Source organism: Ferrovibrio sp. GW821-FHT12B10 (assembly GCF_058807515.1).
The window spans coordinates 3,345,662-3,371,561 of sequence record NZ_JBXAQT010000001.1 but is presented as its reverse complement, the minus strand read 5'-3'; the positions used below and the strand labels follow the sequence as shown (position 1 = coordinate 3,371,561).

25 protein-coding genes are annotated in these 25,900 nt (G+C 65.0%); 15 read left to right on the top strand and 10 right to left on the bottom strand.

Annotation, left to right across the window (positions count from 1 at the left end; genetic code table 11):
• The first annotated feature begins 21 nt into the window (after positions 1–21).
• Positions 22–1,011, top strand: coding sequence for a fumarylacetoacetate hydrolase family protein (locus AC1RRT_RS16805; RefSeq protein ID WP_493014959.1), 990 nt, complete (start codon positions 22–24; stop codon positions 1,009–1,011).
• On the opposite strand, the gene AC1RRT_RS16800 is transcribed toward AC1RRT_RS16805, so the two are convergent.
• The 3 genes from AC1RRT_RS16800 to tpiA form a co-directional block, all read right to left on the bottom strand.
• Positions 1,003–1,671 carry an MBL fold metallo-hydrolase gene (locus tag AC1RRT_RS16800; RefSeq protein WP_493014958.1) on the bottom strand — a complete coding sequence of 223 codons (669 nt, stop codon included), beginning with the start codon at positions 1,669–1,671 and terminating at the stop codon, positions 1,003–1,005. The genes AC1RRT_RS16805 and AC1RRT_RS16800 overlap by 9 nt on opposite strands.
• A gap of 67 nt (positions 1,672–1,738) precedes the next feature.
• Positions 1,739–2,758, bottom strand: coding sequence for a lysine-2,3-aminomutase-like protein (locus tag AC1RRT_RS16795; protein ID WP_493014957.1), 1,020 nt, complete (start codon positions 2,756–2,758; stop codon positions 1,739–1,741).
• A 5-nt stretch (positions 2,759–2,763) separates the two neighbouring features.
• Positions 2,764–3,519 (bottom strand): triose-phosphate isomerase, encoded by a 756-nt coding sequence (tpiA, locus tag AC1RRT_RS16790; RefSeq protein WP_493014956.1) that lies wholly within the window; start codon positions 3,517–3,519, stop codon positions 2,764–2,766.
• Between the two features lie 179 nt (positions 3,520–3,698).
• Here tpiA and AC1RRT_RS16785 point away from each other — a divergent pair, with 179 nt between their 5' ends.
• The 4 genes from AC1RRT_RS16785 (at position 3,699) to AC1RRT_RS16770 (ending at position 8,870) form a co-directional block, all read left to right on the top strand.
• The gene (locus AC1RRT_RS16785) at positions 3,699–5,612 is read left to right on the top strand and encodes a SurA N-terminal domain-containing protein (protein WP_493014955.1); all 1,914 of its coding nucleotides are present in this window, start codon (positions 3,699–3,701) and stop codon (positions 5,610–5,612) included.
• Between the two features lie 9 nt (positions 5,613–5,621).
• Complete coding sequence (gene trpE / locus AC1RRT_RS16780; protein WP_493014954.1) at positions 5,622–7,139, top strand: anthranilate synthase component I; 1,518 nt, start codon at positions 5,622–5,624, stop codon at positions 7,137–7,139.
• Between the two features lie 14 nt (positions 7,140–7,153).
• Entirely contained in the window at positions 7,154–7,873 is a 720-nt protein-coding gene (locus tag AC1RRT_RS16775; protein WP_493014953.1) for a DNA-3-methyladenine glycosylase I, read from the top strand.
• Between the two features lie 205 nt (positions 7,874–8,078).
• Complete coding sequence (locus tag AC1RRT_RS16770; RefSeq protein ID WP_493014952.1) at positions 8,079–8,870, top strand: class I SAM-dependent DNA methyltransferase; 792 nt, start codon at positions 8,079–8,081, stop codon at positions 8,868–8,870.
• A gap of 7 nt (positions 8,871–8,877) precedes the next feature.
• Here the strand turns inward: AC1RRT_RS16770 and AC1RRT_RS16765 are convergent, their stop codons facing one another.
• Entirely contained in the window at positions 8,878–10,296 is a 1,419-nt protein-coding gene (locus tag AC1RRT_RS16765; protein ID WP_493014951.1) for a divergent polysaccharide deacetylase family protein, read from the bottom strand.
• A gap of 136 nt (positions 10,297–10,432) precedes the next feature.
• On the opposite strand from AC1RRT_RS16765, the gene AC1RRT_RS16760 reads away from it, so the two are divergent.
• Positions 10,433–10,948: an O-acetyl-ADP-ribose deacetylase gene (locus AC1RRT_RS16760; RefSeq protein ID WP_493014950.1), complete on the top strand. Its 516-nt coding sequence runs from the start codon at positions 10,433–10,435 to the stop codon at positions 10,946–10,948.
• Here AC1RRT_RS16760 and AC1RRT_RS16755 read toward each other — a convergent pair.
• Positions 10,918–13,254, bottom strand: a complete 2,337-nt coding sequence (locus tag AC1RRT_RS16755; RefSeq protein ID WP_493014949.1) for a methyl-accepting chemotaxis protein — start codon at positions 13,252–13,254, stop codon at positions 10,918–10,920. The genes AC1RRT_RS16760 and AC1RRT_RS16755 overlap by 31 nt on opposite strands.
• A 320-nt stretch (positions 13,255–13,574) precedes the next feature.
• Between AC1RRT_RS16755 and lexA the strand changes: the two genes are divergently transcribed.
• Positions 13,575–14,327 (top strand): transcriptional repressor LexA, encoded by a 753-nt coding sequence (gene lexA / locus AC1RRT_RS16750; RefSeq protein WP_492981009.1) that lies wholly within the window; start codon positions 13,575–13,577, stop codon positions 14,325–14,327.
• A 103-nt stretch (positions 14,328–14,430) separates the two neighbouring features.
• On the opposite strand, the gene AC1RRT_RS16745 is transcribed toward lexA, so the two are convergent.
• Positions 14,431–16,641, bottom strand: coding sequence for a ComEC/Rec2 family competence protein (locus AC1RRT_RS16745; RefSeq protein ID WP_493014948.1), 2,211 nt, complete (start codon positions 16,639–16,641; stop codon positions 14,431–14,433).
• A 118-nt stretch (positions 16,642–16,759) separates the two neighbouring features.
• Here AC1RRT_RS16745 and gltX point away from each other — a divergent pair, with 118 nt between their 5' ends.
• Both gltX and AC1RRT_RS16735 read left to right on the top strand, forming a co-directional pair.
• A complete protein-coding gene (gltX, locus tag AC1RRT_RS16740; protein WP_493014947.1) occupies positions 16,760–18,163 on the top strand; it encodes a glutamate--tRNA ligase in 1,404 nt (467 codons plus the stop codon).
• Positions 18,160–18,708, top strand: coding sequence for an RBBP9/YdeN family alpha/beta hydrolase (locus AC1RRT_RS16735; RefSeq protein ID WP_493014946.1), 549 nt, complete (start codon positions 18,160–18,162; stop codon positions 18,706–18,708). Before gltX ends, AC1RRT_RS16735 begins: the two co-directional genes overlap by 4 nt.
• A gap of 15 nt (positions 18,709–18,723) precedes the next feature.
• Here the strand turns inward: AC1RRT_RS16735 and AC1RRT_RS16730 are convergent, their stop codons facing one another.
• The 4 genes from AC1RRT_RS16730 to AC1RRT_RS16715 all read right to left on the bottom strand — a co-directional run bounded on the left by AC1RRT_RS16730 (position 18,724) and on the right by AC1RRT_RS16715 (position 20,690).
• Complete coding sequence (locus AC1RRT_RS16730; RefSeq protein WP_493014945.1) at positions 18,724–19,605, bottom strand: hypothetical protein; 882 nt, start codon at positions 19,603–19,605, stop codon at positions 18,724–18,726.
• A 160-nt stretch (positions 19,606–19,765) separates the two neighbouring features.
• Positions 19,766–20,194: a hypothetical protein gene (locus AC1RRT_RS16725; protein WP_493014944.1), complete on the bottom strand. Its 429-nt coding sequence runs from the start codon at positions 20,192–20,194 to the stop codon at positions 19,766–19,768.
• Positions 20,191–20,400 carry a hypothetical protein gene (locus tag AC1RRT_RS16720; RefSeq protein WP_493014943.1) on the bottom strand — a complete coding sequence of 70 codons (210 nt, stop codon included), beginning with the start codon at positions 20,398–20,400 and terminating at the stop codon, positions 20,191–20,193. The genes AC1RRT_RS16725 and AC1RRT_RS16720 overlap by 4 nt, the downstream gene beginning before the upstream one ends.
• 65 nt (positions 20,401–20,465) lie before the next feature.
• Complete coding sequence (locus AC1RRT_RS16715) at positions 20,466–20,690, bottom strand: sulfurtransferase TusA family protein (RefSeq protein ID WP_493014942.1); 225 nt, start codon at positions 20,688–20,690, stop codon at positions 20,466–20,468.
• A 131-nt stretch (positions 20,691–20,821) separates the two neighbouring features.
• Between AC1RRT_RS16715 and AC1RRT_RS16710 the strand changes: the two genes are divergently transcribed.
• The 6 genes from AC1RRT_RS16710 to AC1RRT_RS16685 all read left to right on the top strand — a co-directional run bounded on the left by AC1RRT_RS16710 (position 20,822) and on the right by AC1RRT_RS16685 (position 25,888).
• Positions 20,822–21,925: a YeeE/YedE family protein gene (locus AC1RRT_RS16710; protein ID WP_493014941.1), complete on the top strand. Its 1,104-nt coding sequence runs from the start codon at positions 20,822–20,824 to the stop codon at positions 21,923–21,925.
• A gap of 16 nt (positions 21,926–21,941) precedes the next feature.
• Positions 21,942–22,685, top strand: a complete 744-nt coding sequence (locus AC1RRT_RS16705) for a cytochrome c biogenesis CcdA family protein (RefSeq protein WP_493014940.1) — start codon at positions 21,942–21,944, stop codon at positions 22,683–22,685.
• A gap of 95 nt (positions 22,686–22,780) precedes the next feature.
• On the top strand, positions 22,781–23,488 hold the full coding sequence (locus tag AC1RRT_RS16700; protein ID WP_493014939.1) for an ABC transporter permease: 708 nt from the start codon (positions 22,781–22,783) through the stop codon (positions 23,486–23,488).
• 4 nt (positions 23,489–23,492) lie between these two features.
• Positions 23,493–24,230, top strand: a complete 738-nt coding sequence (locus AC1RRT_RS16695) for an ATP-binding cassette domain-containing protein (protein WP_493014938.1) — start codon at positions 23,493–23,495, stop codon at positions 24,228–24,230.
• Positions 24,231–24,252: 22 nt separating this feature from the next.
• The gene (locus AC1RRT_RS16690) at positions 24,253–25,089 is read left to right on the top strand and encodes an ABC transporter substrate-binding protein (protein WP_493014937.1); all 837 of its coding nucleotides are present in this window, start codon (positions 24,253–24,255) and stop codon (positions 25,087–25,089) included.
• A gap of 1 nt (position 25,090) precedes the next feature.
• Entirely contained in the window at positions 25,091–25,888 is a 798-nt protein-coding gene (locus AC1RRT_RS16685; RefSeq protein WP_493014936.1) for a molybdate ABC transporter substrate-binding protein, read from the top strand.
• Positions 25,889–25,900 lie beyond the last annotated feature (12 nt).

The following is a 25,900-nucleotide window of genomic DNA, read 5'->3' as shown; positions in this document are numbered from 1 at the left end:
CAAGTCTAGGGAGTTATTGCGATGAAACTCGCCTCGCTGCGGCATGGCCGCGACGGCCGCCTCACCGTTGTCAGCCGCGACCTGAAATCCATGCTGCCGGTCGATCAGATCTGCCCCACCTTGCAGATGGCGCTCGACAGCTGGAGCACGATGGAGCTCAAGCTGAAAGCCGTTTATGACGCGCTGAACAAGGGCGAATCCAAGGGTATCGCTTATGACCCCGAGAAACTGCATTCGCCGCTGCCGCGTGCCTATCAGTGGTGCGACGGCTCGGCCTACCTCAATCACGTTGAACTGGTGCGCAAGGCGCGCAACGCCGTGATGCCGCCGGAATTCCTGCATGACCCACTGATGTATCAGGGCGGCTCGGACGATTTCCTGCCACCCACCGCCGATATCGAAGTGGCCGACGAGGCCTATGGCATCGATTTCGAGGGCGAGGTCGCCGCCATCACCGGCGACGTACCGATGGGTGCGTCATCGACCGAGGCCGCGAAACATATCCGCCTGCTGATGCTGGTGAACGACGTCTCCTTGCGCAACCTGATCCCCGGCGAGCTTGCCAAGGGCTTCGGCTTCTTCCATGGCAAGCCCTCCACCGCCTTCGCCCCGGTCGCCGTCACGCCCGACGAGCTCGGCGCCGACTGGAAAGACAACAAGGTGCATCGCCCGCTGGTCAGCACGCTGAACGGCAAGCAGTTCGGCGCGCCCGAGGCCGGCGCTGACATGCAGTTCAGCTTGGCTGATCTGATCGCCCATGCCGCAAAAACGCGCCGCCTGCGCGCCGGCTGCATCGTCGGCAGCGGCACGGTGTCGAACCGGGATGCCTCGAAGGGCTTCTCCTGCCTGGCTGAAATCCGCATGATCGAAACGATTGCCGACGGCAAGCCGAAGACGCCATTCATGAAATTCGGCGACCGCATCCGTATGGAGATGACGGATTCTAAGGGCCAGTCGATCTTCGGCGTAATCGATCAGACGGTGGTGCAATACACCGGGCCGTCAGCCTAGCCCCAGCGCACGATCCGAGACGTACGGGTTCGCCGCCCGCTCCTGCCCGAAGGTGGAGAGCGGGCCGTGGCCGGGCACGAAGGTGATGTCGTTACCCAGCGTGAACAGCCGCTCGCGGATCGAGCGGATCAGGTCGGCATGATTGCCCTTCGGGAAATCTGTCCGACCGATGGAACCCTGGAAGATGACATCGCCCACCAGCGCCGCCTTCGATGGCGCATGATAAAATACCACATGGCCCGGCGTGTGGCCGGGGCAGTGGATCACGTCCAGCACCAGGTTGCCTACATTGACGGTGTCACCATGCTGAAGCCAGCGGTTCGGCGTGAAGCTGCGGCTCGGCGGAAAGCCATACTGCTGTGCCGCCGCCGGCATGCCGTCGATCCAGAACTTGTCATCCTCATGCGGCCCCTCGATGGGCAGCTTGAGTTGCTCGGCGATGTCCATCACCGCGCCGGCATGATCCAGGTGACCATGGGTAACCAACAGCTTTTCCAGTGTCACGCCCTGGCGCTGCGCCGCCGCCAGCAGCATCTCGGGTTCGCCGCCGGCATCGACCAGCGCGCCGCGCATGGTCTCGGGGCACCAGATCAGCGAACAGTTCTGCTGGAACGGTGTGACGGGATTGATCTCGACATGGAGAACGGGCTGCTGGGTCATGCCACCGGCTTAAATGGCCCGGCTGGACTTGGCAAGAATCAGCTGTGCTGTCAGCGCAGACAGCGACTCAGTCCAGCGCCGGGTCATCATACCCATGCGCGCAGCCCCAGGGATCGGTGATCGTCCAGCCCCCGTCTTCAGCCGGTTCGGCATAGACCGGGCCGACCGGTACTTTGCCGTGACCGCCGGGGATGTCGAGGATGTAGGTCGGCTGCGCCAGCCCCGAGACATGACCACGCAGGCGGCGCATCAGCTGCTGGCCTTCCGCCAGGCTGATACGGAAATGGCTGGTGCCGCGCGCCAGGTCGCCGTGATGCAGGTAATGCGGCTTGATGCGGTTGGCGACCATGGTCTTGAACAGGTCGGTCAGCGCCGCCGGGCTGTCGTTCACGCCCTTGAGCAGCACCGACTGCCCCAGCACCGGCACGCCGGCCTCGACCAGCCGCCGGATCGCGGCTTTCGCTTCGGGCACGAATTCGCGCGCATGGTTGGCATGCAGCAGCAGCCACACGGCTTTCTCGCTGCCCTTGAGCGCATCAACCATGGCGTCGTTGATCTTCGCCGGATCGACCACCGGCACGCGGGAGTGAATGCGGATCACGCCCAGATGTGGGATTGCGTTCAGCCTGGTGATCACCTCTTTCAGCCGGCGCGGAGACACGATCAGCGGATCGCCGCCGGTCAGGATCACCTCCCAGATGGCGGGATGCTCGGCGATATACTGGATGGCAGCATCGAGCTGGTCGCCGCTCAAACCTTTCGAACCCGGTCCCACCATCTCGCGGCGGAAGCAGAAGCGGCAATAGACCGGACAGACATTGACCAGCTTGAGCAGCACGCGGTCGGGATAGCGATGCACGATGCCCGGCACCGGGCTATGCGCATCGTCGCCGATCGGATCGGCGCGCTCATGCTCATGAATCTCCAGCTCCGCCGCGTCCGGCAGGAACTGGCGGGCAATCGGGTCTTTCGGATCAGACGGGTCGATCTGCGCCTGCAGATGCGGCGTCACGGACACGGCAAACATCTCGGCGACTTTCTTGAGCGCCGCGATAGTGCCGTCCTTATCCCGCTCCGCCGCGCCCATGGCGATTACTTGAAGCCCTTGGCTTCGATGATCGGCCAGAAGTCGTTGGCCTTGAGGCTGGCGCCGCCGACCAGCGCACCGTCAACATCGGGCACGGCCATCAGGCTTTTCGCGTTGTCAGGCTTCACCGAGCCGCCATACAGGATGCGGAAGCCATCACCATCGTCAAAACGCGCCTTCAGGTCCTGGCGGATTGCCGCATGCACCTCGGCCACCTGGGCCTCGGTCGGCGTGCGGCCGGTGCCGATGGCCCAGACGGGTTCATAGGCGACGACCGTGTTGGCGGCGGTGGCGTCATCGGGCACCGAGGCGCGCACCTGGGCGGATACCACCTTGAGCGTTTCACCTGAGTCGCGCTGGGCCAGCGTCTCGCCGACACAGACGATCGCCACCAGCCCGGCGCGATGGCCTGCCTGCGCCTTGGCGCGAACCACGGCATCGCTCTCGGCATGATCGGCGCGACGCTCGGAATGGCCGGCCAGCACATAGGTCGCGCCGGCATCCTTCAGCATCTCAGCCGCGATGTCGCCGGTATGGGCGCCCGAGGCCTTGGCATGGCAATCCTGCCCGCCCGTGTTGATGCCGGTGCCTTTCAGGGTCTGGCTCAGTGCGGCGACCAGGGTCGCCGGCGGGCACAGGCCCAGTTCGGCCTGCGGGGCCTGGGCCTTCACCTTGGCGGCCAAAGCGGTCGCCTCGGACAGGCTGGCGGCCAGGCCGTTCATTTTCCAGTTGCCGACGATCAGGGGGCGACGCGCCGCCATGCCAAAACCTCGCTTGCTGCATCACTAAAATCGGGGGTTTCGTAGCAAGTTCCGCCCGGAAAGGCAAAGCTGGACGCCTTGCCCCCCCTCCGGGCCGGCTTTAGTATGCGCGCCCACCCGTCCGGCCGCCAGTCAGGCTGGCGGGAGCCTTTGTTTCGCTTCACTTTTTCAGGTGTTTCATGCTGCAGCAGATGCGGTCCGGCGCGGCCTCGTGGATTGCCAAGTTCCTGATGGTCCTTCTCATCCTCAGCTTCGGCGTCTGGGGCATTGCCGATTATGTCCGCGGCTTCGGCGGCGGCGGCGATGTGGCCAAGGTCGGTTCGACCGCCATCGGGCAGGGCGAATTCGCCGAGGCCTTCCGCCGCGAGGTGACCAACCTGCGCCGCCGCTTCGGCAACGCCTTCTCGGCCGAGCAAGCCCGCCAGCTCGGTCTGGATGAAAGCGTGCTGAACCGCCTGATCGAGGACAAGCTCTATGTCCAGGCGGCGCGCAATATCGGCATCCAGGTCAGCGACCAGCAGGTGCGCGACACCATCATGAATGCGCAGGCCTTCAAGGGCATGGCCGGCCAGTTCGATCGTCTGGCCTTTGAAAGCTATCTGCGCAACGAGGGCTATTCCGAAGCCATGCTGGTGGCGATGCTGCGCGATGACATCGCGCGCACCCAGTTGATCGGCAGCCTGTTCGGCAGCATCACCGCGGCGCCCAAGCCAATGGCCGATGCCGTGCTGGCCTACCGCCTGGAGCGCCGTTTGGCGGAATTCGTGGTGGTGGATGCCGCCAAGCTGCCGGCGCCGCCTGCCCCCGGCGCCGAGCAGATCGATGAATACTACAAGGCCAATCCGGGCGCCTATACCGCACCGGAGCGCCGCAGCGTGGCCTGGATCCAGCTCAGCGCCGATGGCCGCGTCGCGCAGACCGAGGTCAGCGACGACGAGTTGCATGCCGAATACGACGCCAACAGCGCCGCCTATACCGTGGCCGAGAAGCGCGGCGTCGAGCAGGTGGTGTTCAGCACCGAAGCCGAAGCCAAGGCCGCCGCCGAAGCCATCGCCAAGGGCGAAGGCTTCCTCGCCATGGCTCAGCGCACCCAGAAGCTCAAGGCCGATGACGTCAAGCTGGGCGTGGTGACGCGCAACGAACTGCCCGCCGCCATCTCTAACGCCGCCTTTGCCCTGCCCAAGGACAAGGTGAGTGAGCCGGTGATCTCGCCGTTTGGCTTCCACCTGCTGCGCGTGACCGAGATACAGCCTGGCAGCACCCGCAGCTTCGATGAAGCCAAGGCCGAACTGCGCCAGCAGGTCGCCCTGCGTAAGGCACTCAATGGCATGGTGAAGCTGCGCCAGCAGATCGACGACCAGATCGCTGGCGGCGCCACGCTGGACGAGATTGCCAAGGCGCAGTCGCTGCCCGTGCAGCAGGCCGCCAATATCGACGGTCAGGGCCAGGATGCCGCCGGCAAGCTGGTTGCCAATCTACCCAAGCTGCCGGCCTTCTTCACCGACGCCTTCGACCTCGGCCCGGAAGCCGAGCCGCATATCGTCGACACCGATACCGGCCTGATCGTGCTGAAGGTGACCGAGATCAAGCCGGCCGCGCTCAAGCCGATTGATGAAGTGAAGAGCGATGTCGTCGCGGCCCTGCAGCAGCGTGCCCGCGCCGATGCGGCGGCCGAACGCGCCAAGCAGATCGCCGAGCGCGTGCGCGCCGGCGGCGACCTGGCCAAGGAAGCCGCCGCGCTGAACACCGCCGTGCAGCTCAGCACGCCGATGACCCGCGGCCAGAACAGCGAGCGCAACTTCTCGCCGGTGATCACCGGCGGCCTGTTCAGCGCCAAGCCGGGCGAGGTCGTCACCGGCCCGGCGGCATCGCCTGGCCCCAGCGGCGGCGCCAACGCCATCGTCGCCCGCCTCAGCCGCATCGAACCGGCCGATGCCGCCGCCATCGCACAGCAGCGCGACCAGACGACGCAGCAGTTGGCCGGCGGCGTGGCACAGGATCTGGTGCAGCAGTATCGCCAGGCCCTGCAGAAGGATATCGGCGTCACCGTGAATGCGGCAGCCCGCGCCAGCGCCATCAGCGCCGGCCAGTAAGCTCCCGCCATGAAGATCACGCCCGACTATGCCAGCTTCGCGCAGCGCTACATGGCGGGCGAGGCACAGGTGCTGTCGACCCAGCTCGTCGCCGATCTGGAGACCCCGGTCTCGGCCTTCCTGAAGCTGGCCGACCGGCCATGGTCTTGCCTGCTGGAATCGATCGAGGGCGGCGCGGTGCGCGGCCGCTATTCGATCATCGGGCTGAAGCCCGACCTGCTGTGGCGCTGCAAGGGCCGCAAGGCGGAGATCAACCGCAGGGCGCGCTTCGATACCGAGAGCTTCGAGCCCTGTCAGGAAGACACGCTCACATCGCTGCGCGCCCTGTTGGCTGAAAGCCGTATCGACCTGCCGGTGAACCTGCCGCCGATGGCGGCCGGCATCGTCGGTTTCATGGGCTATGACATGGTGCGCCTGGTCGAGCCGAAGGTGCCCGACGCCAATCCCGACACGCTCGGCCTGCCCGACGGCCTGATGATGCGTCCCACGGTGATGGCGATCTTCGATTCCGTGCTCGACATGATCACGCTGGTCACGCCGGTGCGGCCGCAGAACGGCATGGATGCGCGTGCCGCCTATGCCATGGCCAGTGAGCGACTGTCCGATATCGTCGCCGATCTCGACCGCCCGCTGGGCAGCGTGCGCGATCAGATCGCCGATCTGGATGCCCTGCCCGAGCCACAGTCGAACATGTCGCCCGAGGACTACATGGCGATGGTGCTGAAGGCGAAGGACTACATCGCCGCCGGCGACATCTTCCAGGTCGTGGTGGGCCAGCGCTTCAGCCTGCCGTTCCGCCTGCCGCCGTTCGCGCTGTACCGCGCGCTCCGTCGCACCAACCCCTCGCCCTTCATGTTCTACCTCAATCTCGGCGGTCCATGCCTGGTCGGCTCGTCGCCTGAGATTCTGGTGCGCCTGCGCGACGATACCGTCACCGTCCGCCCGATCGCCGGCACCCGCAAGCGCGGCGCCACGCCGGCCGAGGACCAGGCCCTGGCCGATGACCTGCTGAGCGATCCGAAGGAACTGGCCGAGCATCTGATGCTGCTCGACCTCGGCCGCAACGATGTGGGCCGCGTGGCGCAGATCGGCACTGTGAAGGTGACCGAGCGCAACCTGATCGAACGCTACAGCCATGTCATGCATATCGTTTCGAATGTCGAGGGCAAGATCCGCCCCGAATTCGATGCGCTGGATGCCATGTTCGCCGGTTTCCCGGCCGGCACCGTCTCCGGCGCGCCGAAGGTGCGCGCCATGGAGATCATCGACGAGCTCGAGCCTGTGCGCCGCAGCTTCTATGCCGGCGGCGTCGGCTACTTCTCAGCCAATGGCACCATGGACACCTGCATCACGCTGCGTACCGCGCTGGTGAAGGACGGCACCATGTATGTGCAGGCTGGCGCCGGCATCGTCGCCGACAGCGACCCGATGTCGGAACATGTCGAATGCGTGAACAAGGCCAAAGCCCTGATCCGCGCCGCCGAGGAAGCCGAGCGCTACGCCAGCCGCACCGGCCGCGGACAGTAACGGAGACGGCACGGATGGCGACCTCGTTCAAGACCATCCGGGCCCGTGCCGAAAAGCGCAAAGGCGCCGCCACCCTTAAGAAGCTGCTGCCCAATATCCCCGATCAGAAGCAGTTGCTGAAACTGAAAGACGACCGCGCGCTGGCCGAGATGGCCAAGCGTGTCTTCTCCGCCGGTTTCGTGTGGAGCGTGATCGAGAACAAATGGGATGGTTTCGAGGCCGCCTTCCAGGGCTTCGAGCCGCGCAAACTGGCCCACAAGCCCGACGAGTTCTGGGAAAAGCTGGCCAGCGACAAGCGCATCGTGCGCAACCCGCAGAAAATCCGCAGCGTGCGCGACAATGCGCATTTCATCCTGGATGTCGTCGCCGAATACGGCAGCTTCGGCAAGCTGCTGGCCACATGGCCGATGGATGACCAGGTCGGCCTGCTGGATTTCCTGGCCAAGCGCGGGGCGCGGCTGGGTGGAAACACGGGCCAGTACCTGATCCGTTTCCTTGGCCGCGACAGCTTCATCACCTCGCGCGATGTAATTTTCTGCCTGCGCGAGGCCGGCGTACCGCTGACTGAGAAGGCCAGCGGCAAGCGCGACCTGCAGAACATCCAGGCGCAATTCAATGTCTGGGCCAAGGAAAGCGGCTTGCCGCTCACCCATATTTCGCGGATTTGCGCCATGGCAGTCGGCGAGAACTATGATGCGGCCACACTGCTGAAAAACATGGGCAGCGAAGACTGATCCGTAAGCTGCTCGTATGGTTATCAGGGTGTAAACACCTGATGAAATAAATCGAACTAATTCGGTAGCCAAGCGTCACCCCCCGGGGTTAGCTGCCGATATGCAACACGATCAGACGCTCGACTCATTAAGCTGGGAGCAACGCGGTATTCAGGCCCGCGAGGCCGGCCGGCATGCAGAAGCAGAAGCCTGCTTCAGTCGGGCCGTGGCTGATCAGCACGCCCGCCCGATGTCATGGCTCGGTCTGGCGCTCACGCAACTCGATCTCAACCGCAGTGACGATGCCATCGTCAGCCTGCGTCAGGCGCAGGCACTGTCGCCCAATTCCGGCGTCGTGCGCCACCTGCTCGACTCTCTCGTCGGCCATAACCCGCAGCACGCGCCCGACACTTATGTGACCTGGCTGTTCAACACCTATGCCGGCCGGTTCGACAATCATCTGGCCCGGCTGGGCTATCAGGGTCCCGAGATGCTGCGCCAGCTTGCCGAGCGCGCCGACTGGGCCCTTGATGCCAGCCGCACCATTCTCGATGTCGGCTGCGGCACCGGCTTGAGCGGCATTCCCTTCCGTCCCTACGCGACGCAGTTGCATGGTATCGATCTCGCGCCGCGCATGCTGGAACAAGCGCAGCGCCGCGGCATCTACGACCAGCTGCAGCATGCCGAAGCCCATGCCGCCCTCCGGGCTGCCCCGGCCGCCAGCTACGATGTCGTGCTGGCCGCCGATACGCTGATCTATATCGGTGAAGTGACCGACCTGTTCCGTCTGACCGCCCTGGCGCTGAAGCCCGGCGGCAGCTTCCTGTTCACCGTGGAAACTGGCAACAGCGAATTCATGCTGACCAAGACCGGCCGCTATAACCACGGCGAAGAGTATCTGCGCCGCTGCGGCGCCGGTTACCTGCATTATGCGGATCATATCGATGCGGTCATTCGCATCGAAGAGGGCAAGTTCACGCCCGGCTGCGCCTACCGCTTCATCAAAACCATCAACTGAAAAAAAATCAGCGTTCCTGCTGCTGTCGACGCAACAGGACGGTGCTTACCGGCACCAGGCTGAAGCCGCGCTCTTTCGCGGTGGCGATCCAATTCTCCATCGCCGTCAGCGTCGCGCTATGCGGATGACCGATGGCAATGACATCGCCCCGCGCCTTCGCAATGCGTTCCATGGCGGCCAGTTCATGGCCGATGCCAGGCGAACGCTCGTCGTCCAGGAACAGGTCACGTTCCGTTGCGTCGAGGCCGCGTTTGCGCGCCAGCGCCGGGCCGGCGGAATTCGGGCCTGAGAGGCTGTCGAGCCAGAAGACCTGACGGCGGCTGATTTCGTTCATCACCAGATTCATGCCTGCGGCATTGGCGGTGAAGCGGCTGCCCATATGGTTGTTCACGCCGACATAGTCGCTGAAGCGATCAAGATGCCAGGACAGGCGGCGCTGCAGCTCGGCCTCATCCAGGCCGACATAGAGCGCGTTCGGACCTGGATTGTTGCGCTTGGCGTCCAGCGGCTCCATCGGCAGATGCAGCATCACCTCATGACCGGCGGCCCGGGCGGCGGCGCTCTGCTCCGACAGTTCGTTGGCGTAGCTCATGAATGACAGCGTCACCGGCCCCTTCAGGGCGATGGCGCGCTGGGTGCCGCGGCGATCGAGCCCGGCATCATCGATCAGGAAGGCAACGAAAGGCGGCTTGGCCATGGCCGGCGGTGCCACGGCGCGGGTGCGCCAAGCCTGGCCGTCACCGGCAGCGCGCGGCGTGACCGATGGCGGCGCGACCGGCGCGGCGGTCAACTGCACCGGCTTGTCCTTGGCGATCGCCTTGTCGGCACCCTTCTCCGGGGCCGGCTTGGCAGCCGTCGGAGCACTCGTCGCGACGGGTGCGGCAGCCACCGTCTCGATTTTTGGCTCAGGCTTTACGGCTTCGGGCTTTGCAACCCCGGCAGGTTCGGCTGCCTCAACAACAGAGGCGACCGGCCCTGCGGCAACAACCGGTTCCGGTGCGGGCAGTGGCATGGGCGGAATGACAGGCTGCAGGGTGGCCTGCTGTGCCAGTTCGGAAATCGGACGCCAACCACCACCCTGTTCGGTGCGGATCTGCGCCGGCGTGTTCGACGCAATGCTGACCGGCGCCTGGTCCGGCTGGGGCTGCAGCGACGCAACGACGACCGGCTGCGGCCGCGGTGCGCTGCCAACGGCCATGCCCATCACCACGCCACCGCCCAGCAGGGCTGCGGCGGCCGTCATCAGCGGCCAGTTGATCGCCAGAAAACTACGGCTTTTATCTTTGGGAGCAGCAATGGGGGCCGGCGCGGGAATCTGCTGACCCGGCACGCTGCGGGCCTGCATGGCGCCATAGGCACCGGCGGCGGACTGCGCGGTAGCGGCGCGGCGCGTCTTCAGTTTGAGGGCGGCGGCAGGATCGCTCATCTGACCCGGGTAAAGGATTACGGCGGACACAGCAAGGGCGGTGTGCAACGCGTTGTCGCCATTGTGATTTCATCATGGTTAGAGAAGCGTAAAGAGGCCCCTGCCGTCCGACTCGCGGAGACGTTAAACTGTGATTATGTCCGATCGAATCGAAGTGATTTCCGGCGACATCACCCGGCTCGCCGTCGATGCCATTGTGAATGCGGCCAATGAAAGCCTGCGCGGCGGTGGCGGCGTGGACGGTGCGATTCACCGCGCGGCCGGGCCGGGCCTGCTGGAGGAATGTCGCGCCATCGGCGGCTGCCCCACCGGCGAGGCGCGCATCACAGCCGGCTACAATCTGCCGGCACGCCATGTCATCCACACCGTCGGACCGGTCTGGCATGGCGGCAGCCGCAACGAAGCTGAGCTGCTGGCGCGCTGCTATCGCAACAGTCTGGCGCTCGCCGCCGATTACGATCTGCAGGCCATCGCCTTTCCGGCAATCTCCACCGGCGTCTACGGCTATCCGATGGACAAGGCGACTATTATCGCGGTGCGCGAGGTACGCGCCTGGCTGGAAAGCAGGCCGAAACCGACCCGGGCGATCTTCTGCTGCTTCTCGACCGATGCGGCGGCGGTCTATTCCGCCGCCTTGTCAGTCTCGCCCTGATCCTCCGACTCTTCCGCCGCCGCCGCGGGCTCAAGGCGGAAGAAGGTGATCGAGGTGGCGAGCTCGCGCGCCTGATCAGCCAGCGACTGTGCCGAGGCTGTGGTCTCCTCGACAAGCGCGCCGTTGCGTTGGGTCATCTCGTCCATCTGCGTGACGGAGTCATTGATCTCGTCAAGGCCTGATGCCTGCTCCTGGCTGGCGATCGAGATTTCCTCGATGATGCCGGCAACGCGCTTCACCGCATCGACGATCCCCGTCAGGCTGCCGCCGGCCTCGTTGACCAGCGCCGCACCGGTTTTCACCTGGCTGTTCGATGCGGCGATCAGCGTCTTGATCTCCTTGCTCGCATCGGCCGAGCGTCCAGCCAGCGCGCGCACTTCCTGCGCCACAACAGCAAAGCCCTTGCCTGATTCGCCCGCTCTCGCCGCCTCAACGCTGGCATTCAGCGCCAGCAGGTTGGTCTGGAAGGCGATCTCATCGATCAGCGAGACGATATCGACGATCTTGCGTGCACTCTCCTCGATCTCGCCCATGGCGCTGACCGCGCGGCCAACAACAGTGCCGCCACGATCCGCCGTATCGCGCGCGGTGGCGGCCAACTGGCTCGCCTGCCGCGCATTATCGGCATTGTGCCGCACGGTGGCGGTGATCTGCTCCATCGACGCCGCCGTGCGCTGCAGGCTCGCAGCCTGCTGCTCGGTGCGCTGGGCCAGATCGTTGCTGCCAACCGAAATCTCAGCCGAGGCGTCGCGCACATTGCCCGCCGTCTGCGACAGCTTCCCGACGATCTCGGCCAGGCGGCCAGCCAGCGTGTTGGCGTCATTGGCCAGCTGCTCGAAGGTGCCCTGATGGCCACCCGCGATGCGATGCGTCAGATCGCCTTCCGCCAGCGCGCCCAGCATGCTGCCCAGATCGCGCAGCGCCTTGTCGACGGTAGAAAGCAGTTCGTTCATGCCGGTGCCCAGGCGACGCATGACGCCCTGCAGGGCCTCGGCATCGATACGACGGCTCAGATCGCCAGCGGTCGCCGAGGACACGATCTGGCCGATCGCCTCTTCCAGCAGCTGCTCCTGCGCCTTGCGTTCGGCCTCGAAGGCCTCGCGGCCGGTCTCGACCTCGCGTTGCAGCCGCTCGTTTTCCTGGCCGTTGGTCTTCAGCACCTCGACGGCGCGCGCCATCTCGCCAATCTCGTCCGACCGCCCTGTTTCCTTCAGCTCGACCGACCAGTCGCGCTCAGCCAACCGGCGCGTCACTTCGGTCATGCGCACGATCGGCGCCGCGATCTGCGGCCCGGTGAACAGCAGGCCAATCAGCAACGCGCAGCCCAGGCCGATGGCGGTGATCACCACCAGCACGACCTGCGCCGTCGTCGCTTGGCCCTCGGCCGTGGCCGAGGCGGCATCGGCCGCCGCCGTGGCGGCCGCCACCAGTTCCTGCACCTTGGCGCTCAGCTGCGTCGCGGCGTCGCGCGACTGAGTCAGCGCCAGGCCCGCCGTATTCACGGTGCGGATTTCGCCGCGCCGGATCTGGAAGATGCTTTCCGAACCCTGGCCATAGCCCAGCAGCTTGGTCGTGGTGTTCTGGAGTTCGATCACATCGAAGCGCTTGCTGGCCCAGTCGAGTTCTTCGAGCGCACGGCTGTTCAGCTTGACGAATTCGGCAAACAGCTTGTCGAGCTCGGCATTATTCGGGGCCTGCGCGGCCACCGCCATCACGGCGACCAGCTGGTTCACCGCGTTACCGGCGGCGATCAGCGCATTGGCAGCATCGGCGGCTTCCGACTTCGCATTCGGCTGGCGCAGTTCATAGATCGCGCGGTCCAGCGCCGGCTGCATCAGCGCCTGGAAGGTGATGTTGTCCGCACTCATCCTGGATTGCACGTCTTCGCGCTGCTTGATGTAGCCCAGACGCGCATTCACCGAACGGTTGATCTGCGCCACCATGGTGTTGAGGACGTCGACCGAGCGGCCGATCTCGGTAATCCGCTCCGACTGGTCTTCCGGCGCGGCCGCCTTCACCGTCTCCACCGCCTGCTTCAGCTTTTCCTGCTTGGCCCTCAGCGAAGCCAATGCACTCTCCCGCTCGGCATCAGTATTCGCATTGGCCAGCACCGGCGCGCCGGCGGCCAGGTCGGCGCTGGTGCCCGACAACTCCAGCGCAGTGATCACGGCGGGCAGGTTGGTGCTGGTGATGCCCGCGTAACTGCTTTCGACGCGATTGAAGAACAGGCCGCCGATCGCGTTCGACAGCAAGGTCAACATGGCAAGTACGCCGATGGCGAGATTCAACTTCTGACGGATACCCATAACCCCTCCCCCGCAGACCCCGTTCTGGTGCCTGACTTTGCGGCCGTCTTCGGCCTTCTAGTTACAGACCATATTTCCCGTTGGGACCATCGCCGTAAAGGGTGAGAAAGAGCGGGTGCACTGCCTACGGATCACTCAACCTGTGGGAGGCCTTATTCGTTCCCACCCCTAGATGTAGGAGACAGCCTGTGGAAAAATACTTGACCCGAATACAGAACCTCATTAGAACATTTCGTGGGTTTCATGTTCGTTCTGGTCTGCCGCCGGCTGTCCCCACTGATCCGGCTGGTTGCCCGGGACCTTAATCGAGGAGGCTAACCATGCTGACCCGGAAACAGCACGACCTGCTGCTCTTTATTCACGACAAGCTGGAAAATTCCGGCGTATCCCCGTCCTTCGAGGAAATGAAGGAGGCCATGAAGCTGAAGTCCAAGTCCGGCATCCACCGTCTGGTGACCGGCCTGGAGGAACGCGGCTTCATCCGTCGCCTGGCCCACCGCGCCCGCGCCTTGGAAGTGCTGCGCCTGCCCGACTCGGCCGTGCCGGTCCGCGGCGGCGGCGTCGGCGCCACCGCGTCGGCCCGCAGCGCCGCCCCGCGCAACCGCCTGATGCCGCGCGCCATCGAAGGCGGCGCCGGCAACGGCCCGATGCCGGGCACGCCGGTCAACGTCAATCCCTACAACGCCCGCGACATCGTCACCCTGCCGCTCTATGGCCGGATCGCTGCCGGTACGCCGATCGAGGCGCTGCGCGATCTCAGCACGCAGATCGATGTGCCGATCGGCCTGCTGGGCAATGGCGAGCATTACGCGCTGGAAGTCGCCGGTGACTCGATGGTCGATGCCGGCATCATGGATGGCGACACCGTCATCATCCAGCGCAGCGACAATGCCGAAAACGGCACCGTGGTCGTCGCACTGGTCGACGATCAGGAAGTGACGCTGAAGCGCCTGCGCCGCAAGGGCAACTCGGTCGCGCTGGAAGCCGCCAACCCGGCCTACGAGACCCGCATCTTCGGCCCCGATCGGGTCAAGGTGCAGGGCCGCCTGGTCGGCCTGCTGCGCCGCTACTGAGGTTCAGCTCTTCAAATGCAAAACGGGGCGCTTCAGGCGCCCCGTTTTTATTGGCGAAGCCGCAGACGACGGATCGCAAGAGCGTCGTCATGACGACACCCTTTCACTCACCCCGCTCCGGCGCATGGCCCTTGGGCACCACCCAGGGCCGGCGGCCGCGTATCTGAGCCACCGTCTCAGCGCGGATGACCCGGCTTTCTTCATCCAGGAACAGGGCATGGGTGCCGCCGCGCCACAGGTCGTTGCGGTCGATCACGACTTTCGCGGCCGGGCAGCGGTAGCGGATCGGCATCTGGGTCGCGATCACCACATCGGCATGGCGGCAGTCTTCCGTGATCGCCTTGGGCTGACGCGGCAGAGCGACCAGAAAACCGGCATGGCGCCAGGAGCAGCCCTCGGGATCGCAACGCAAAGCCCCATCCGCACCGGATCGGCCCTCGGTGTCATTGCGCCGCAATGTTGGCCAGGGATAGAGCGGCGGTGCCCCCAGCCGTTCCCACCAGGTTTCGGCAGCAAAGCCGCGCGGCGGCGTTGATGTGAGGTAATAGCGGCTGTCTGCGGCGCGGGCCGCGATCAACCGGCCGTCACCGCTGACCAGCATGTCGGGCGGCGTGGTGGCCCAGGGCGACAGCGTGCCTATCATCAGCCCGAGAATGCCGAACCAGCGCCAGCGCTGCTGCCACAGGCAGAGCCACAACCCGCCGCAGGCGATCGCGGCCAGCCCCCAGAGCGGCATCGCCGGCACGACACCAACTGCATCGGGCCATCCGGCGACCCAGCGCGCCAGCAGGATCAGCAGATCGATGCACCAGACCATCGGCGTCAGCGCCAAGGCCTCGAGTCCGAACGGCATCAACAGGAAGGCCAGCACGATCAGCGGCATGATCAGGAAGTCGACCAGCGGCGCCGACAGCAGATTAGCGATCAGCGCGTAATCAGCCACGCGGTTGAAATGATAGGCGGCAAAGAAGGACGAGCCCAGACCGGCGACAAAACTCGCCGCCATGGTGCCGAGCAGCCAGAGCAGCGCGATCTGCACCGGACCGGCATTCTGTCGCCAGCGCGTCAGCTTCGGCGACAGGAATTCGAAGGCAGCCACCAGTGCTGTCACCGCTGCGAATGACATCTGGAACCCTGGGTCAAGCAGGCTGTCCGGCCAGAGCATCAGCAGCAGCAGTGCTGCCCAGGCAACAGCACGCAGTGTGATGGCGCGGCGGTCCAGCATGACGGCGATTAATGCCAGCGCGATCATCACCAGCGCGCGTAACGTGGGCAATGCCGCGCCCGATAGCAGGGTATAGGCGGCCGCACCCAGCAACGCCGCCACAGCCGCCCATTTCTTGATCTGATACTGCAACGCCAGCCGCGGACTGAGCGCCAGTATGGCACGCAGCAGGAAGAACAGCAGGCCGGCGACAAGTGTTAGATGCAAGCCCGAGATCGAGAGGATATGCGCAAGGCCGGAATCGCGGAACGCCGCATCGACATCGTCTGGGATCGGGCCGCGCACGCCGGTCATCAGCGCCGCGGCAATTGCGCCGCCCGCCCCTTCGGTCTGCGCTGCGATCCGCCGTGTCCAGTCCTGGCGTAGCGCACTCAGCGACAGCAACGCCGCATCGCGCCAGCCATCGGGCTCGGTCGCCGGCAGGGCTTCCGGCGTGCTGATCGCATAGCCGACCGCGCCGATCTGGCGGAACCAGGCATAACGCGCGAAGTCAAAGGCACCGGGCATGGCGGGTTCGGGCGGCGGCAGCAGCATGACGCGCAGGCGGATGCGGTCGCCCGGCCACAGCACGCCGCCATCGCGGTTGAGCGTGATGCGCACGCGCTGCGGCGTTTCCGGCTCACTCAAGCCGCCGAAGGCCAGATGATCCAGCAGCAGGCGATGGCCGGCATCGCGCGGCTCAACCTCCAGGATGCGGCCCTCCAGCCAGATGGCGCCGCTCATCCGCTGCAGCACCGGTGCTGCCACCGAAGCGCTGCGCTCGGCGGCCAACCACAGGCCGGCGACGACCGCCAGCATCACAATCAACGGCAACCGCCAGAGCGCATGGCGGGCGAACAGCAGCAGCGCCAAAGCCAGCGCCGCCACACCGAGGCGCAACGGCAGCAACGACGGTTCGACCGGCAGCAGGAAATACATGGCTATGCCACCGCCCAGCAACGCCGGCAGCCAAAGAAACCAGCGCTCGCGCTCGGCCAGCAGGGTGGCTACGGCATCGAAATCACGGACGGATGCCCAGCCCGCCGCAATGCCGCCGGCAAGGCTTGAGAGTAGTCGCTGCCAGGAAAGCGGTTGCGCCAGGCGGGCCATGGCGGAAAACTCTGCATGGCAGCCCTGCAGCCGCCAATCCGTGCAAATCGGGAACGCGACTTGCCCGCCTGCACCCGTATGCTAAAACCCTGCTTCCCTTGCTTGCCCGGATTGCCCAATGACCAAAGTCGTCACCCGTTTCGCCCCCTCGCCGACCGGCTACCTGCATATCGGAGGCGCCCGCACGGCGCTGTTCAACTGGCTGTTCTCGCGCCATCACGACGGCACCTTCTTGCTGCGCATCGAGGATACCGACCGCGAGCGGTCGACCGAGGATGCCGTGCAGAAGATCTTCCAGGGCCTGCGGTGGCTGGGACTGGACTGGGATGGCGAGCCGGTGATGCAGTTCGCGCGCATGAATCGTCATGCCGAGGTGGCGCATAAGCTGCTGGCCGAGGGCAAGGCTTATCACTGCTACTGCTCGCCCGAAGAGCTGGAAGAGATGCGCAACAAGGCCAAGGCCGAAGGCCGGCCGATCCGCTATGACGGCCGCTGGCGCGATCGTGATCCCAAGGACGCCCCGGCTGGGGTAAAACCGGTGGTGCGTTTCAAGGCGCCGCGCGAGGGCGCGACCATCATCAAGGATCATGTGCAGGGCGACGTGACCTTCCAGAACGAGCAGCTGGACGACCTGATCATCCTGCGTTCTGACGGCACGCCGACCTACAATCTCTCGGTCGTCGTCGACGATCACGATATGGGTGTGACGCATATCATCCGCGGCGACGATCACCTGACCAATGCTGCGCGCCAGAGCCAGCTTTATATGGCCGCCGGCTTCACTGTACCGGACTTCGCGCATATTCCGCTGATCCATGGCGCGGACGGCGCCAAGCTGTCCAAGCGCCATGGCGCACTGGGCACCGAAGCCTATGCCGACATGGGCTACCTGCCAGCGGCGATGCGCAATTACCTGCTGCGCCTGGGCTGGAGCCATGGCGATGACGAGATCATCTCGACCCAGCAGGCCATCGAATGGTTCGGCCTCGATCATGTCGGCCGCTCGCCGGCGCGGTTCGATTTCGTCAAGCTGAACAACCTGAACGGCCACTACATTCGCCATACTGCGGATGACGAGCTGCTGCAGGCCGCGCTGCCCTTCATCGAGAAGAAGATCGGCCGCGCGCCGAACCAGGCCGAAGCCGCGCAGATCAAGGCGATCCTGCCGTCGGTCAAGGAACGCGCCAAGGACCTGAATGAAATCACCGAGGCGTTGCAGTTCCTGTTTGTTGCACGCCCGATCCAGCCCGATGAAGCGGCGAAGAAGCATCTCGACGATGCCGCCAAGGCGCGGCTGAAAACGATGATCGACGTGCTGAAGGATGTGGCCGACTGGACCGCCGCCAGCACCGAGGCCGCGATCCGCGCCTTGAGTGAAACACAGCAGGTCAAGCTGGGTCAGCTGGCGCAGCCGCTGCGCGCGGCACTGACCGGCCGCAGCGTATCGCCGCCGATCTTCGACGTGCTGGCCGTGCTGGGTCGCGACGAGACTCTGGCGCGCCTGGCAGACGCTGCGGCATGACGCGGGCGCGGCCAACAGTTCTGATCGTGCCCGGCCTGGGCAATTCCGGGCCGGAGCACTGGCAGACGCACTGGCAGCAGCGCCATCCCGATTACATCCGCGTCGAACAGGCCGACTGGGACCATCCCGACTTCACCGACTGGCTGGCGCGCCTTGATGCGGCGATTGCCGCCTGCGCCAAGCCGCCGGTGCTGGTGGCACACAGCCTCGCCTGCGCACTCGTCGGCCACTGGGTGACACGGCATGCTGGAGAGCTGCATGGCGCATTGATGGTGGCGCCGGCCGATGTCGATTCCGAAAGTCATACGCCGCCGGAAACCCGCGGCTTCCGCCCGATGCCGCTGGCGCGTTTCGCCTGCCCCGCCATCGTGGTGGCCAGCAGCAACGATCCCTATGTGGATTTGCACCGGGCGCAGCATTTCGCCGCGCGCTGGCAGGCGCGCTTTGTCGATGCCGGCCCACTGGGGCATATCAATTCGGCCTCGAACCTGAAGGACTGGCCGATGGGCTTCGACTTGCTGGAAGAGTTGCTCGACGCCGGCTGAGCGCGGCGGGGAAAATCAGAGCTGGCGGCGCTGCTCGGCCTGACGCGACATGCGCGCCTGATCCATCATGAACTGCTGCAGCTTCTCGATCGCCTGACGCGGCATCGGATCCTGGCCACTGAGCATCAGCGTCAGCGCCACGCGCGTGACGCCGATACGCTGGGCCAGCTGGTCAAGCGAGATGGCGGCCACTTTGCAGGCCTGCGACACGGCAACCACGGAACCCCGCTCGACGAAGAAGCGGCCCCACTGTTCCTTGACGTTGAGCTTGGCCGGCAGCAGCGGACCTGCATCGAATGTAGACCGCGGCAGTGGCACGGTATCGGGTGACACCAGCGATGGCGCGGACGGGGCGCTGGGCGTCGCCGACAGGCGCGGCGGCGGCGGTGCAGGCTGGAATTCGTCGAGGCGCGGCGCGTTCTCGATGCTCTGCTCCAGCAGCTTGCGCACGGCTTCGACCAGATCGTGGCTCAGCGGCGCAAGATCATGCTCCTCGCCGAAGCGGTCGTAATATTGCGCAATCTCGCTCAGGCGATTCAGGCGACGCATCAGGAATTCGCGCGCACCGATCGGCAGGCGGCGGCCCGCGCGCGTAATGTTGATCAGGTAAATGCGCGTGGTGTCGAGTTCGAGGATCGTGATCTTCCAGCGGATCTTCGAGAGATGCTTCTGCAGCGGACGCCGCTTGGTCTCATCGAATTCCGGGATACGGCCGTCGACCAAGTCGACGAAGACGTAGAAGTGCTCCATCTTTTCGACGAAGCGCTTGTAGTCGCCGAAGGTGCCGTTGAGATTGCCTTCGTTCTGACAAAAGGCGAGCAGCTCGCGGCTCTGGTTTTCCACCACGCCGACCAGCTTCAGGGTTTCCTGAACAACCGGTTTGAGAGCCTGATCCACTACGTCCTATTCCGTCAGAAAGATCCGATACTTAAGCTGCGCCAATTTTTGCAGAAATGCAGGATTCCGGCAAGCACGGCACAACTGTAAGTTTGCCTATGATTTATGACCAAACCATGAAGCCGGCGAAGCGGACTAAGCGGTTCAGATTGCTCGCAGTTCAGGCCGGCAGGTCATGCGGGGCGCAATACAGCCCGCTGCTGCGCAGCGACCTGCAGTAGCCGAGCGCGCCCGGCTGGTCGGCGAAACCGCCCACCAGCAACCGGACCACCTTGCCGCGCTGACCGCCCAGATCGACCTCGACATAGCGCCGTGGCGCATCCTTCAGGCCAGGGAAACGACCGACCAGCCGTGGCCAGGCTGCTTCAGCCTCAGCCAGTGTCTTGTAGCTGGCGACATGACCAGCGAACCGCAGCACTGGCGCGGGGGCCGGCGCAGGCGGCGCCTCGACCACCGGCGGCGGCAGAATCACCGGCTCAAGCACAGGGGCCGGCGCCTCAGGCACCGTCGACGCACAGGCAGCCAGCAGGACAAACAGCGAGATGGCCGCGAAACGGCCCGGCAGCAGCAGGAGGGCGCTGCGACTCACTTCTCGACCAGCTTGAAGAGATTGCGGTCCAGCAGGGCGCTGACCGACACGGTCTTGGTGCTGCTGGCATCACGCTCGTTGATCAGCTGCACATGCTGGGCCTCTTCGCCCGGGAACTGAATCAGGCGCGCAACACGCCAGACAAAGCCCTGCTGCTGCACGAAACGCTGGCCGGGAACGATATCCGCGGCGGTAAACTTGGCCATCTGAAACACCTTGAATCGATTGCGGACACGCTAGCGCATTTCCCCGCTTTGCGCCAAGCGGCAGGCTATGCGGCCTGTCTGATCTGGAAAATGAAGACGCCGTCGCGCTCTTCCGCGGACAGGAGCGCGAAGCCGGCTGCCTCGCATAACGCTGTCATGTCGCGGGTGACATTGGGATCAGTGGCCTCCACGGTGAGGATTTCACCCTTGGGGATGGCCTTCATCGCCTTGCGGGTCCGCAACACCGGCAGCGGGCAGTTCAGGCCTTTCACATCCAGGACCTGGGTCATGGCGGCTCCCTCAAAATCCCACACTTCATATCTGGGCAAGACATAATACTTCACATGTAGAATGTAAATCCTATACTCCCCAGCATCCCGCTATAAATGCTGGGAAATCCGCCCGGAGAGCCTGCGGCCCGATGACCGACCTGCCCTTGCCCATTCTCGTCAACCTGTCAGGCCTGCTGCTGGGGCTGGTCTTCGGCGCCGTGGTCCAGCGCAGCAACTTCTGCACCATGGGTGCGATCAGCGACTATGTGCTGATGGGCAACGCCGATCGCCTGCGCAGTTGGGGCCTCGCCATCGCCGTCGCCATCCTGGGCAGCCAGTTGCTGCAGCTCCATGGCCTGCTCGACTTCCGGCGCTCGATCTATACCGGCACGTCCTTAAGCTGGTTCGGCGCCCTGCTCGGTGGCCTGATGTTCGGCTTCGGCATGGTGCAGGCCGGCGGCTGCGGCAACCGCACACTCTCACGGCTGGGCGCCGGCAACCTGAAATCCCTGCTGGTCGTGCTGATGATCGGCCTGGCGGGCTACATCACCCTGCGCGGCCTGCTCGCGCCTATGCGTGTCTGGCTGGAGCGCGGCACCAGTCTTGATCTGAAAGCGCAGGGCTTCGGCAGCCAGACGCTTCCTGATCTGATCGGCAGCGGCTTCGGCCTCGACGTGCAGGTGGTGCGCTGGGTACTGGCGCTGTTGCTACCAGCGCTGCTGCTGCTCTGGGTGTTTCGCGATGCGCGCTTCCGCCGCGAAACCACGCTGATCCTGGCCGGCGTGACCGTCGGCCTGATCATCATCGGCGGCTGGGCCGCAACCGGCATCCTGGGCGCGGAAGGCTTCGAGCCGGTGCAGCTTGCCTCCATGAGCTTCGTCGGCCCGATCGGATCGGCACTGCAGTATCTGATGACCTTCACCGGCGCGAAGCTAGATTTCGCCGTCAGCAGCGTCGGCGGCGTCATTCTTGGCGCTTTCATCATGGCGAAGATCGACGGACACTTCCGGCTCGAGGGCTTCACCAGCTTGCCCGATCTGCTGTCGCATCTGTTCGGCGGCGTGCTGATGGGCGTCGGCGGCGTGCTGGCGCTGGGCTGCACGATCGGCCAAGGCCTTACCGGACTCAGTACGCTGGCGCTGGGCAGCTTTGTCGCAGTCGCGGGCATCGCGATTGGCGGTGTGCTGGGCATCCGCTATCTTGAGGAAGGCAGCCTGCCGGGCGCCCTGCGCGCGCTGTTCGCACGCAGCTGACAGGTTTGCGCAATTCATGAACGGTCTCGACATTTCCTATGCGGCGGCGGCCGGCGCCGGGCTGATCAGCTTCCTCAGCCCTTGCGTGCTGCCGCTGGTGCCCGCTTATCTCTGCTTCGTCGCCGGCACCACGCTGGAAGAACTGGTTGAAGCCAATGGCGCCAGCCGCGCCCTGAAGCGCCGCATGATCCTTTCCGCCCTCGCCTTCGTGATCGGGTTTTCCACCGTTTTCATCGTCATGGGCGCGTCCGCCTCTGCGTTGAACCGCCTGCTGGTGCAGCATATCGACACCATATCCAAGATCGCGGGCGCCGTGATCGTGCTGTTCGGCCTGCATTACATGGGCCTGCTGAAACTGCCGGTCCTGTATCGCGACGCCCGCATTCACACCGACCGGCAGCCGGCAAGCCTGGTGGGCGCCTATATCATCGGCCTGGCCTTCGCCTTCGGCTGGACACCTTGCGTCGGTCCCATCCTGGCGACGATCCTGACCGTTGCCGCCAGCCGCGAGGATATGGGCTACGGCATCGCCCTGCTGGCGACCTACGCGCTGGGCCTGGGCATCCCCTTCATATTGGCTGCGCTGGCCGTGGAACCCTTCATGAGATTCATGCAGAAATTTCGCCGCCACATGCGCAAGGTGGAAATCGCTGCGGGCGCCCTGCTGGTCATCACCGGGATTCTCATATTCACCAGCAGCCTGGGGCAATTCAGCTACTGGCTGCTGGAAACCTTCCCCTGGCTGGCCAAGTTCGGCTGATTTTGGCAACAAAGATTTTTGTAGCCAGAACTCGTAATGAATATCAGCGCTTAATACCTTTGCACCGCCTCGCCTGACTGCGGTATTTGGTCGGTGTGAACACGATTTCCGACGCCTTCCTACTGTCCCTGCAGATGATGCTGCATCTCGAACCCGAGCTGCTGCGGATCGTCGGCCTGTCCCTGCGCGTCAGCCTGACTGCCGTGGTGATCGGCAGTGTCATCGGCCTGCCTTTCGGCGCCCTGCTGGCACTCAGCCGTTTCCCCGGGCGCAATATCTGCATCGTGGTGCTGAATGCCTGCATGGGACTGCCGCCCGTGGTGGTCGGCCTGATCGTCTATCTGCTGCTCTCGCGCTCGGGTCCGCTCGGACCGCTGGGCTGGCTGTTCACCCCGGCCGGCATGGTGATGGCGCAGGTGGTGCTGATCACGCCGATCGTGGCGGCCCTGTCGCGCCAGACCGTCGCCGATCTGTGGAGCGAATATGAAGAGCAGTTGCGTTCGCTCGGACTCACGCCGCTGAAGGCCATTGCCACCCTGCTGTGGGACGGGCGCTTCTCACTCAGCACCGCCGTGCTGGCCGGCTTCGGCCGCGCCATCGCCGAGGTCGGCGCCATCATTATCGTCGGCGGCAACATCGCCGGCTACACCCGCACCATGACCACGGCGATTTCGCTGGAGACCAGTCGCGGCGATCTGGCGCTGGCCATGGCGCTCGGTATCGTGCTGCTCGCCATCGCCATCGGCATCAACGCCACCGCCACCACGCTCGGCAACGTTGCGCGGCAGCGGCAGGGCGCGTGAGGCGATGACCATGCATGCCCGCGCCTCGCTACTGCCACTGCATCTCGACACCGTCGGCTATAGTGTCAACGGCCGCACGCTGATCAGCGACCTGACGCTGGATTTCGAATCCGGTGCGCCGACCCTGGTGCTCGGCCCCAATGGCGCCGGCAAGAGCCTGCTGCTGCGGCTGTGTCACGGCCTGATCCGGCCGACCACCGGTCGTGTGGTCTGGCAGGGCGCGGCGCAGACACCGGAGCAACTGCGCTTCGGTCAGGCCATGGTATTCCAGAAGCCGGTGCTGCTGCGTCGCTCGGTGCTGGCGAACGTTGTCTTTCCGCTCAAGCTGCGCGGCATTGAGGCGGCCGCACGGACCGCAAAGGCAATGGCCGCGCTGGACCGCGTCGGCCTTGCCGCCTTTGCCGAACGTCCGGCTCGCGTGCTGTCGGGTGGTGAACAGCAGCGCCTGGCGCTGGCACGTGCCTGGGCGCTGGAACCGCAAATCCTGTTCCTCGACGAGCCCGCTGCCGCGCTCGATCCACATGCCGCGCGGCAGGTGGAAGGCATTATCGACAGCATCGCGCGCAGCGGCACCAAGATCGTGATGACAACGCATGATCTGGGACAGGCCCGCCGTCTGGCCGGCGACGTCATCTTCCTGCATCAGGGCCGCGTCACCGAACGCACGCCGGCGATGCGCTTTTTCGACACCCCGCAGAGCGAGGCCGCGCAGGCTTTCCTCCGCGGTGATCTCACCTGGTAAGCATTCAACGGAGGAAACCAAAATGAACCGTCGTCATTTTCTCGGCCTGATCGCGGGCGCCGCCCTCGCACTGAGCGCCCAGCCCATACTGGCGCAGGACAAGTTCATCGTCGTGGCCAGCACGACATCCACTGAACAGTCCGGCCTGTTCGGCCATATCCTGCCACTCTTCACCAAGAAGACCGGCATCCAGGTGCGCGTGGTCGCACAGGGCACCGGCCAGGCGCTGAAGACCGCCGAGCAGGGCAATGCCGATGTGGTCTTCGTGCATGATCCAGTCGCCGAGCAGAAGTTCGTCGAGACTGGCTGGGGCGTCGATCGCCGCCTGGTGATGTACAACGACTTCGTCATCGTCGGCCCGAAGGGCGATCCCGCCAAGATCGCCGGAACCAGGGATGTCGTCGCCGCCTACAAGAAGATCGCTGCCGCCAAGGCGCCGTTCGCCTCGCGCGGCGACAGTTCGGGGACTCATGCCGCAGAGCTGCGCCTGTGGAAGGAAGCCGATATCGACGTGAAGACCGCCGGTGCCGGCTGGTATCGCGAAACCGGCTCGGGCATGGGCCCGACGCTCAACACCGCCAGCGGCATGAACGCCTATGCCTTCACCGATCGCGGCACCTGGCTCAGCTTCAAGAACCGCGGCGAGTTGAGCATTGCCGTGCAGGGCGACGTCAAGCTGTTCAACCAGTATGGCGTCATGCTGGTCAATCCGGCCAAGCACGCCCATGTGAAGGTGCCGGAAGGCAAAGCTTTCGTCGACTGGATCACCTCGAAGGAAGGCCAGGACGCCGTCGCCTCTTACAAGATTGAAGGTGAGCAGCTGTTCTTCCCGAACTACAAGCCCGGCGCGAACAGCTGATATGCGCCGGCTGGCTCTTGTCTGTGCGGCTGTCGTCGGCATGAGCAGCGGGACCGTCGCGGCGCAGGAACCGGTCCGCCTGTATGCGGCCGGTTCCCTGCGCGCGGCGATGACCGAGATCGCGACCGCCTTCAAGGCCGAAACCGGCCTGACGGTGACTGGCACGTACGGGGCGTCGGGCCTGCTGCGCGAGCGTATCGAAAAGGGCGAACCGGCCGAGGTCTTCGCCTCCGCCAATATGGAGCATCCGCAGATGCTGGCGCAGAGCGGCAGGCTCGGCCCGGTATCGATGTTCACCCGCAACGAGATGTGCGCGCTGGTGCATCCGGCGCAGACCGTGACGCCCGAGACACTCCTGGCCCGCATGCTGGATGCCGGCATCCGGCTCGGGACATCTACGCCGAAAGCCGACCCCTCCGGCGATTATGCCTGGGAGGTTTTCCGCCGCGCCGATGCTGTGCAGCCCGGCAGCTACGCCAAGCTCGACGCCAAGGCCATGCAACTGACCGGCGGACCGAACTCGCCGCCACCACCACTGGGGCGCAATGTCTACGGCATGCTGGTCGATCAGGGCCAGGCCGACATCTTCCTGACATACTGCACCAACGCTGTACTGGCTCGGCAGGAAACCCCAGCGCTGAAGCAGGTCACCCTGCCGCCCAACCTGCAGGTCGGCGCCGATTACGGCATGGGCGTGGCCGTGAATGCCCGGCCCGGGGTCAAGCGCTTCGCCGATTTCGTGCTTTCGCCCAAGGGACAGGCTATCCTGACAGCGCAGGGCTTTTCGCCCATCCGCTAACCGGGAGCCAAG